Genomic DNA, 9,049 nt, shown 5'->3' with positions numbered 1-9,049 from the left:
AAGTCAACTCATGAAGGAGGCCTTAGAGGCCTTGGATAGCGAGTTGTACGTTCCGTTTAAAGCGGAAGGATGGCGTATCGCCAACAGGGATTCACGCACGATTACTTTCACATTCGGTACAGTCGAGTTTATGCGTAGACGTTTAAAGAAGAAAGGTGAAAAGAGCTTTTTCCCACTGGATAACATCTGTGGCTTCAATAAAAGCGAGCGCTACTCTACCCTTTTACAAAAGCAAGTGGCCGAACTTGTGACTGGCAGCGTCTACCGCGGTGTGGCCGAAGCCGTCACTAAACTGACTTCGTTCAGCATGAGCCATGGAACAGTGGGCAATATTGTGAAATCGGTAGGAGAAAAGCAAGCGCAGTGGGAGAAACAAAACTTAGAAGAATACGAAGTGGCATTACCCGAAGAACAGAAAGAAGTACCTTTTCTCTTGGTAGAAGGCGATGGGATCGTCATTAAAGGCAAGGGGAAAAGAAAAGAAGAGATCCACCGAGTCCAAATAGCAGAAGGCGTCACAACAAGCGGGAAAAGAAAGAAACTGAAAAATCCGATATTTGTGTCATCGTTGAAATCAGCGAAAGATGCATGGGAGAAAGCAGCGATTTATTTAGGGAGTCATTACGATCTCAAAAATACGGTAGTCATTTCGAACACCGATGGTGGCTCAGGTTATCGGGCAGAGGACTGTGCCATGGCAATTGGTGTGTGTAAGGAACATATCCATCAGGTGGATCGCTATCACGTTCACAAAAAGATTAAGAGCCGTCTTTCTTGGTGTCCAGAGATGGAACTGCCGCTGAAAAAGGCCCTATGGTCCTATGATTGGGATTCGATTGCGATTGTGTTGGATACGATTGAAAGTAAAATCTCGCTAGAACAGGAGAAAGATCAAAAAGAGGAGTTACGACTTTTGGCAGCCTACCTAGAAAGAAACTGGGCGTATCTTCGTCCGTTAAGAGAAATCGAATCCTGCAAAGGAATCCGGGGAATTGGAAGCTGTGAAAGTAATCATCGACCTTACAGCTACCGAATGAAAGGTAATGGGAAATACTGGAGCCATGATGGCGCTCGGGCGATGGTCTCCATCATTGAAGGTAAGAAGATGGGAACCCTAGAAAAAGCGTTAACGGAGCCAGTACGCACCGTTCCGGAAAGTTTAGCGGTAAAACTGAAATTCGCAGTCAGAAATGCGTTAAAGAAACATTCTGGCAGAGAGAGGACACCCGCTAGACAGGCTGGTATACCAGCGATGAACGCGACCTGCAGCATGGGAATGATGAAGAAAATATTTGCGAGTTAATCAGAATTTTCTTCAAATCCTCCGGGAATACAGTGAATTACGCTTTTTGATTCACTGTATTCCCGGAGGGAAGGGCAAGCGACGCGCGCCAAAGCTTCAGGGACAATATTAAAACAATTTCAAATTGGCACTACAAGTAAGGTTTCTGAACTTTGCATAGAAAAGATTGACACATACTTCTGTCATAAAAATAGTCATACACTAGCATTTTTGTGTTATCATTAGAGAAAAATATATGATACGAAGAGGGATTAAGTTTGATAAAAGATGAATATTTAGATCAAATAAGATCGGGTAAAGAGTCGTTATCTTTAGAGTTTAAAGAAGCGTCTCAAGACATACCTAAAAATGTTTATGACACAGTGTGTTCTTTTTCAAACAGGAATGGTGGAAATATCTATTTAGGTGTAGCTGATGACGGAATGGTAACGGGTGTAAATCCTGAAAAGATATTACAGATGAAAAAAGACTTTGTTACTGCTATTCAGTCGCCGATAAAAATAAACCCGCCTTTATATTTAGACATCAATGAATTTGACCTTGACGATAAAAAAATTTTACATGTTTTTGTTCCTAGCAGTTCACAAGTGCATAGACATGGCAGTAAAATTTTTGATAGAAACGAAGACGCTGATATTGATATTACGAATAATACAGTTTTAGTTCAACAAACATATATTAGAAAACAATCAGAATATACGGAAAGACAAATATATCCTTTTGTGAATTTAGAGGACTTGCGTGGGGATCTAATTGATAGGGTGAAAAAGGTAGCAATCACTCAAGACGCTAACCATATATGGGCAACTGCGGACCATATCGAGATTTTAAAATCTTTAGGTATGTATAGTAAGGATTATATTAACGGAAGAGAAGGGTTTACTTTAGCGGCAATCATTACTTTTGGAAAAGATGAATTAATTGCCTCCGTTTTACCTTATTTTAGAATAGATGCCTTATTAAGGATTGAAGATGTCGAAAGATATGACGATAGAGAAAATATCCGTACTAATTTAATAGAAAGCTATGAAAGGTTAATGGGATTTGTTAGGAAGCACTTGCCTAGTGCCTTTTATATAGAAGGTGATGTACGTATTAATGTTAGAGATGTCCTCTTTAGAGAACTAATAGTAAATATGTTAGTTCATAGAGAATATTCAAATGCATACGTTTCGAGATTGATAATTGAGAAAGATAGAATTCTAGTTGAAAATGCTAATAAGCCGGTTCATCCAGGGATAATGCAAAAAAACCAGATTGAGCCTTATCCGAAAAATCCAACTATTGCAAAAGTATTTAATATACTTGGCTTAATAGACGAACTAGGCTCAGGTGTAAATAAAATATTCAAATATGCACCTATTATGTTCGGGGAAATACCACTTATTGAAAATAGAGATATATTCAAAGTACGTGTACCAAAAAAACAAGATAATGTAGGGAAAACAAACGATGTGAGCGAGGAATTGCCTGTTAAGGTTTCATTGAGTGAAAATCAAAAAATTGTATTAGAAAGTTTGAATACAGCAATGTCTGCAAGAGAACTGATGGAAATTTTGAATTTATCAGATATTAGTCATTTTAGAAGGAATATATTGAATCCATTGCTTTTAGAAGGGCTTATTGTTCGAACGAAGCCTGATAAACCAAAAAGTTCTAAGCAAAAATACATTAAAGCCAATTTTAGGTAAGATGTTGTTAAATAAAAGAAGGAATACACAAAAAAACTGACCTTGCACAAATCACTATTGGAAAATAAAAAAGCCGGACACCAGCGAAAAATCGCATGGCATCCGGCTTTTTAGGTTACCAAATTCATCAAGCCTATGGTTTCACCATTCTTTGGGCTCATAGTTTAACTCTTGGAATAACTGCGCTTTTTCTTTTTTTGACAGGTAGCGCCATTGTCCCACTGGAAGGTTGTCCAACTGGATATTCATGATGCGGATTCTTTGCAATCGGTAGACGTTGTATCCCAATTCTTCGCACATGCGGCGGATTTGACGGTTGAGTCCTTGGGTCAATATGATTTTAAAATCATATTTTGATAGCTGTTCCACTTTGCAAGGCAGGGTGATCGTATCCAATATTTTGACCCCTTCTGACATCTGCTTCAAGAATTCAGGCGTGATCGGGCGGTCTACGGAAACAACGTATTCCTTCTCATGCTGGTTCTCAGAACGTAAGATTTCATTGACGATATCGCCGTCATTCGTTAGCAGGATCAAGCCCTCTGAATCTTTATCGAGGCGCCCGATATGGAAAACCCGGAAAGGGTGGTTGACCAAATCGACAATATTCCCCTTGACGCCTTTTTCGGTCGTACTCGTGATGCCGACCGGTTTGTTCAAGGCAATGTAGACATTGTTACGGGCCACGAAAAGTTGGTTACCGTTTACGCGAACATCATCCCCCGGCTCGACTTGGCTGCCGATTGTTGCCCGCTTTCCATTGATCGTTACGCGCCCCTCAGTAATCAGCTTGTCGGCCCCTCGTCGGGAGGCTGTGCCTGCCTCACTTATAAATTTATTGATACGCATGTGGACACTTCCTTCATCCAAAATTTTTTAGATTTTGCGCCTACTGTCAATCGTAATAAACGGCATCCAGGAACAGTCCATGGGAAGGGACGGTCATGCCGGCCTCACTGCGGATTCCGCTCTTGAAGATGGCATCAATGTATTCGGGTTCCATCGTCCCGGCCCCGATTTCAAGGATCGTCCCCATCATGATCCGGACCATGTTGTAGAGGAAGCCTTCCCCTGTGAACGAAAAGTGCAGCAGATTGCCTTCCTGCTGGACTGTGATTTCATTGATGGTCCTGATCGTTGATTTTTTCGATTTCTTGAGTGAAGAGAAGCCGAGGAAGTCATGCTTCCCGACAAGCTTTTGGCAAGCCGCGTTCATCCTGTCCATATCAAGGTGTCCAGGGTAATGGTAGCTGTAATGGCGCTCAAATGCGGAAGGAACGACATTATTCCAGACATGATAGCTGTATGTCTTTCCGGCTGCGTGATAGCGGGCATGGAACCTTTCCGGAACCTCCTCCAGCTCCTTGACGACAATATCGCGCGGGAGATAACGGATCAGATGATCCTGCATCGCCTTCAAATCCATTTTGGATGTCGTTTTGAAATTGGCGACTTGTCCCCTGGCGTGGGTGCCGGCATCCGTCCGGCCCGAGCCGATGATTTCGATTTCTTCTCCTGTCATTGCCGACAGGATATTCTCTATTTTACCTTGAATGGTTTTGTCCGAATCCCCGAGCCTTTGCCATCCCAGGTATCTGCCGCCATCATACTCGATCGTCATTTTTATATTTCTCATTTTATCTCCCTTAAACATCGGATTCTGGGCATCGTTACATGCCTTGTACTCCTGTATTATAACGGATATCATGCTGGTTTGGGGTGTTTTCGTTGAATCTTTAGACTTTTCAATCAAATCCAATAGGCTAGGCGGTTTTTCCCGGTCCAATATTTTTGTTCCCTATTATTAACACTGTTACTGTTAACGAACTGAATAGTTTAAACTAAACTCAATGACAGTTATCTTTTTCATTAAATCAATTTTATAGCTGTTCCAAGAATTCAAATATAAGAAAAAAGGAGGTATGCAAGGAGCAAACGTCCATTTTTCAATAGGATGGTACTATCTTCTCCGAATACGCTTTGCATAAAAACGGAGGTCTCCTTACCGAAACGGAATATAATCTGAGCGATACAGGAGACCTGCTGCCTCAGATCACAGAGTAAGGTGAGCCTTCGATGTAATCTTCAATATACAATCTGGAATTGGATTGTGATGATCACCTTCTATTCGGCAGCCTAAATTCTGTTTAAAATTTTCCGAGAATCCAGTAAGAAAACCTTGTAAAAGCAAAGCAAGCAACCTGCGAAAAGGCATCGCACGTTGCTTGCTTTTCATTCTGATTTACGTTTCTGCGCAAAAATTTCTCCAACAGAAATACCCAAAGTTATCCAAACACCAATGTTTCCTAAACCTATACCCGAAGCGGATTTCCCGCCTAAAGCGTTCAACAAAAGCATTACGAAGAACAAATAGATTATTGACAGTATCTGACCATTTATATTGTCTGTATTTTTGGAACGGCGGAATCGTTTTGATATTATAGATAAAAGATACAAACTTAAGATGATCCATATATTTAACTTTATGGGAATTAAATTAAATAGGAACGAATCAGGAAAATAGTCATTAACCATCAAAAGTGTTAAAGAAATATAAAAAATGAAATCAATGCATTTCCAAAAATTCATAATAGATTACCTCGAATTTGATGTTATTTTCTCTCAATATGAGTAGAGTAATACGTAACATGAGTCGGGTTATTAAAACTTGAACTTGAATGACGGACTATTGTAGAGAAGTATTGCCAAAAGTCGGTGTTTGGTGTATATGTAGCTCTGGAAATCCATTCTGAGGTATAAGTAGGAGCTATATTCCATCCTAAAACTGAAGAAACTATGTAATTTTTAAAAGTTGTGTCTGTATATTTAACAGGTATTTTTGTTCCTACCCAAGCGATAAAAACATCAACTACAAACTGAACACTTTTGTTGGAATTGACTCTGTTCACTGGTCCATATATGATGGATCCTGTGTATGTTCCAGGTTGAACAGGGCCGCGAACTGTGATTTTTGATGTTTTACTTGCTTCAGTTACCTCTTGTTGAATTCTAAGAAAATCGTCTTCCTCTAACGCGATATTAGAAGAAATAACAAGCCCGTCGTATTCGTACTCGTGTACAGTTTCTTCCGGGATAATATTAGCATTTATAATGGTAGTATTCGGACCTCCGGTAATCTCAGTTTTAATGACTTGTGTGTCGTTTTCATCTGCAAATACAGATAAATCTGGAGCGGCAACATTTAGAAGCGTTAGGGTCATTAAGACGCACATAAAGATTTTTCTCATATCTACTTTTCCTATAATATCATATTTTTATATTTAAAACATATATTCCTTACCTTAGAATAATTATCTTCGTCTAGCATAATCTGAAGTTTAAGAAAAAATGCCCCAAAATCGAACAGCATGCAGATGTTTGATAATTATTCTATACAAATTTCTCTAAATTGTTGTGTACTAGAGCAAAAATACGTGTTCACAGTCCGCCTATCACCTCCCAGATAAGGGTTCCGATGCTTTCCAACATTTCACACTCCTCCTACTTCTTATTTGTTTACATATTTAGTGTAAACTAGTTATACTGTTAATAGTAAAAATGTTAATAATACGGAACAAAAAGGTGGGGTGTTGATGCAAATCGGAGAAGTACTAGGTGACATTCGGAAGAACAAGAATCTGAAATCGAAAGAAGTTTACAAAGGTATACTGAGCAGGCCTGCCATATCGCGATTTGAAAAAGGTCACAGCGATACGACTGCCGAGAAATTTCTTCAGATTCTTGAGAATTTAAATCTGTCTTTGGAGGAATTCCATTTCCTGTATGATGGAAACAAAGCGAATACGGATGCTATGATGATCAGCGCTTATTCTGAAGCCTACTACGCAAAGGATATACCAAGGTTGGCGGCTTTAGAGGAAGCGTCCCGAAATCATTTTGATGAAACTTCCCAAATCAAATATTTGCACCATGCGAGCATTATCCATCTGCTGAGGTGTAACCTCAGCGAGCTGCCATTCCCGCATAAAGAGTTGGCGGTCATAAAAGACTACCTTTTCGATTGCGAGACATGGCATTATTATGAATTGGTTTTGTTCACCAATGCCTTGGATTTCTTTCCGGAGGACGCAGTGGATGCTGTGTACGCTAGAGCCAAGGAGAAGATGATAGAGTTCAATCAGATGAAACGGTATAAAAACGAACTGTTCTCCCTCATTTCAAATATACTGGTGTTGCAGCTGGAGAAAAATAATCTGGAGAAGAGCTTGTTCTACTATGATGATTTAGAAAAGACCGTTTCTGTATCGGACAACAGGATGTACGAACATGTCATGTTGCTGTTCTTCAAGGAATTGATTGGTATCATGCAGCAGCAGGAAGATGCCCAAAAGCTGACGGACATCATCCGGACATTCAAGCTTCTGGATATGGAGCGCGTGGCTAACCAGTGTGAGGGCTTGCTGGAAACTGTAAGAAATAATAATGCGTGATCTGCATGTGCCCCTCAATCGGAGCATATACAAATCACGCATTATTCCATTCATTCATAACGTCCAAGCAACCACAGGAAATTTGTGCACTTCAGCTAAATCTATCCGATTTTTCTTATGAACTAAATGCCAAAATGTTGGATACTTATCCAGATTCATCTATTAGTATCTTGTGTATCCACACGAAATGTGCGAAGATACACTCGTTATGTCATAATGGAAGAGAAGTCAGAAACGAAAGGACGTTTTGAATGAAAATCGTGATTGCCGGTGGCGGGAAGGTTGGTTCCGTGCTCTGTGCAGAATTGGCTACACAAGAAAATGATATTATTTTGATCGAAAAAATGGAAATGCGTTTGGATAAGCTGATCAGCACGTATGATATCTCAGGCATAGTCGGAAATGGTGCCAGCTATGATATCCAACAGGAAGCAGGTGTCGCTGACTGCGACATTTTTATTGCAGTGACAGCACAAGATGAAGTGAATATCATGGCCAGTATCCTGGCGAAAAAACTCGGGGCAAAATATACGATTGCACGCGTACGCAACCCGGAATATTCTGGGCATTTTGACTATGTCCGTGAAAGCTTGGGCATCAATCTGATGATCAATCCCGAATTGGAGTCGGCGCGGAGCATTGCGCGTATCATCAAGTTCCCAACAGTTCTGAGCATCCAATCTTTTGCGGATAACCGCGTTGAGTTGATCGAAATCGAAATTGGTTCGACTGTTTCCCTTGCAGACTTATCGCTAGCCGATTTCAGGAAAAAATTCGGTGACGTACTTGTCTGTGCTATCCGCCGGAAGAATGAAACACTGATTCCCTCTGGTCAGGACAGGTTACTTGTTGGGGACCATGCCTATATCATAGGAAACAGGGCAACAATCCGTAAATTTTATAGAACGGTCTGTCCCCAAAAAACAAAAATAAACTCCGCTCTCGTGATCGGTGGAGGAAGGCTGACCTATTACTTGCTTGATTTCCTGAAAGAATACCGGATGGATATCAAAGTCATCGAACAGAGCCGCCAGACCGCTGAGGAGCTGAGCGCAGCCTATCCAAATGTTGAAGTAATACTGGGTGACGGGACGGACCAAGATGTTCTTCAACAAGAAGGTATCGAAACGTACAACGCCTTCATTTCTTTGATTGGGGTAGATGAAGAAAATATTATCGCTTCATTATATGCTATCCAACAAAATGTGGAAAAAGTGATCACCAAAGTGAATCGGGAATTATTGCTGAAAATATTTGATTCACTAGGAATGGAAACGATCATTACGCCAAAACGTGTGATTGCCAATACGATTTTACGCTTTGTTCGTAGTCTGGGAAATTCCTCGGTGTCCGATGTCGAAGCTTTGTATCGTCTGGCGGACAATGAAGCGGAAGCGATCCAGTTCAAAGTGAAAGAAACGAGCCGGATCATCCATATCCCGTTAGTAAAATTGAATACAAAACCCAATCTGCTGATCGCATATATTATCCGCAATAAAAAACTGATCATCCCCTCCGGACAAGATGTCATTAAGCCGAATGATCGCGTTATCGTTGTCACGAAAGAAAAAAATTATGATGATATCGACGACATCGTTTATTAG

7 protein-coding genes are annotated in these 9,049 nt (G+C 40.5%); 4 read left to right on the top strand and 3 right to left on the bottom strand.

Going from position 1 to position 9,049, the window contains the following annotated elements; all coding sequences use genetic code 11:
• Positions 1 to 1,303: ISLre2 family transposase (locus TES5_RS12395; protein WP_157080412.1), on the top strand; the 1,303-nt coding region annotated here is incomplete at its 5' end.
• A 257-nt stretch (positions 1,304 to 1,560) separates the two neighbouring features.
• Positions 1,561 to 2,994, top strand: a complete 1,434-nt coding sequence (locus TES5_RS12390) for an RNA-binding domain-containing protein (RefSeq protein ID WP_083546534.1) — start codon at positions 1,561 to 1,563, stop codon at positions 2,992 to 2,994.
• 141 nt (positions 2,995 to 3,135) lie between these two features.
• On the opposite strand, the gene rluF is transcribed toward TES5_RS12390, so the two are convergent.
• The 3 genes from rluF to TES5_RS12370 form a co-directional block, all read right to left on the bottom strand.
• A complete protein-coding gene (gene rluF / locus TES5_RS12385) occupies positions 3,136 to 3,843 on the bottom strand; it encodes a 23S rRNA pseudouridine(2604) synthase RluF (RefSeq protein ID WP_068562304.1) in 708 nt (235 codons plus the stop codon).
• Between the two features lie 46 nt (positions 3,844 to 3,889).
• Entirely contained in the window at positions 3,890 to 4,630 is a 741-nt protein-coding gene (gene truA / locus TES5_RS12380; protein WP_068562303.1) for a tRNA pseudouridine(38-40) synthase TruA, read from the bottom strand.
• A gap of 976 nt (positions 4,631 to 5,606) precedes the next feature.
• Positions 5,607 to 6,242 carry a hypothetical protein gene (locus TES5_RS12370; RefSeq protein WP_068562301.1) on the bottom strand — a complete coding sequence of 212 codons (636 nt, stop codon included), beginning with the start codon at positions 6,240 to 6,242 and terminating at the stop codon, positions 5,607 to 5,609.
• Positions 6,243 to 6,587: 345 nt separating this feature from the next.
• Here TES5_RS12370 and TES5_RS12365 point away from each other — a divergent pair, with 345 nt between their 5' ends.
• Complete coding sequence (locus tag TES5_RS12365) at positions 6,588 to 7,445, top strand: helix-turn-helix domain-containing protein (protein WP_068562300.1); 858 nt, start codon at positions 6,588 to 6,590, stop codon at positions 7,443 to 7,445.
• A gap of 251 nt (positions 7,446 to 7,696) precedes the next feature.
• The gene (trkA, locus tag TES5_RS12360; protein WP_068562299.1) at positions 7,697 to 9,049 is read left to right on the top strand and encodes a Trk system potassium transporter TrkA; all 1,353 of its coding nucleotides are present in this window, start codon (positions 7,697 to 7,699) and stop codon (positions 9,047 to 9,049) included.

Origin of the sequence: Trichococcus sp. ES5 (assembly GCF_900067165.1) — a bacterium.
Classification (GTDB): Bacteria; Bacillota; Bacilli; order Lactobacillales; family Aerococcaceae; genus Trichococcus; species Trichococcus flocculiformis.
The sequence above is the reverse complement of the archived record's forward strand: the minus strand, read 5'-3'. Positions and strand labels throughout refer to the sequence as shown.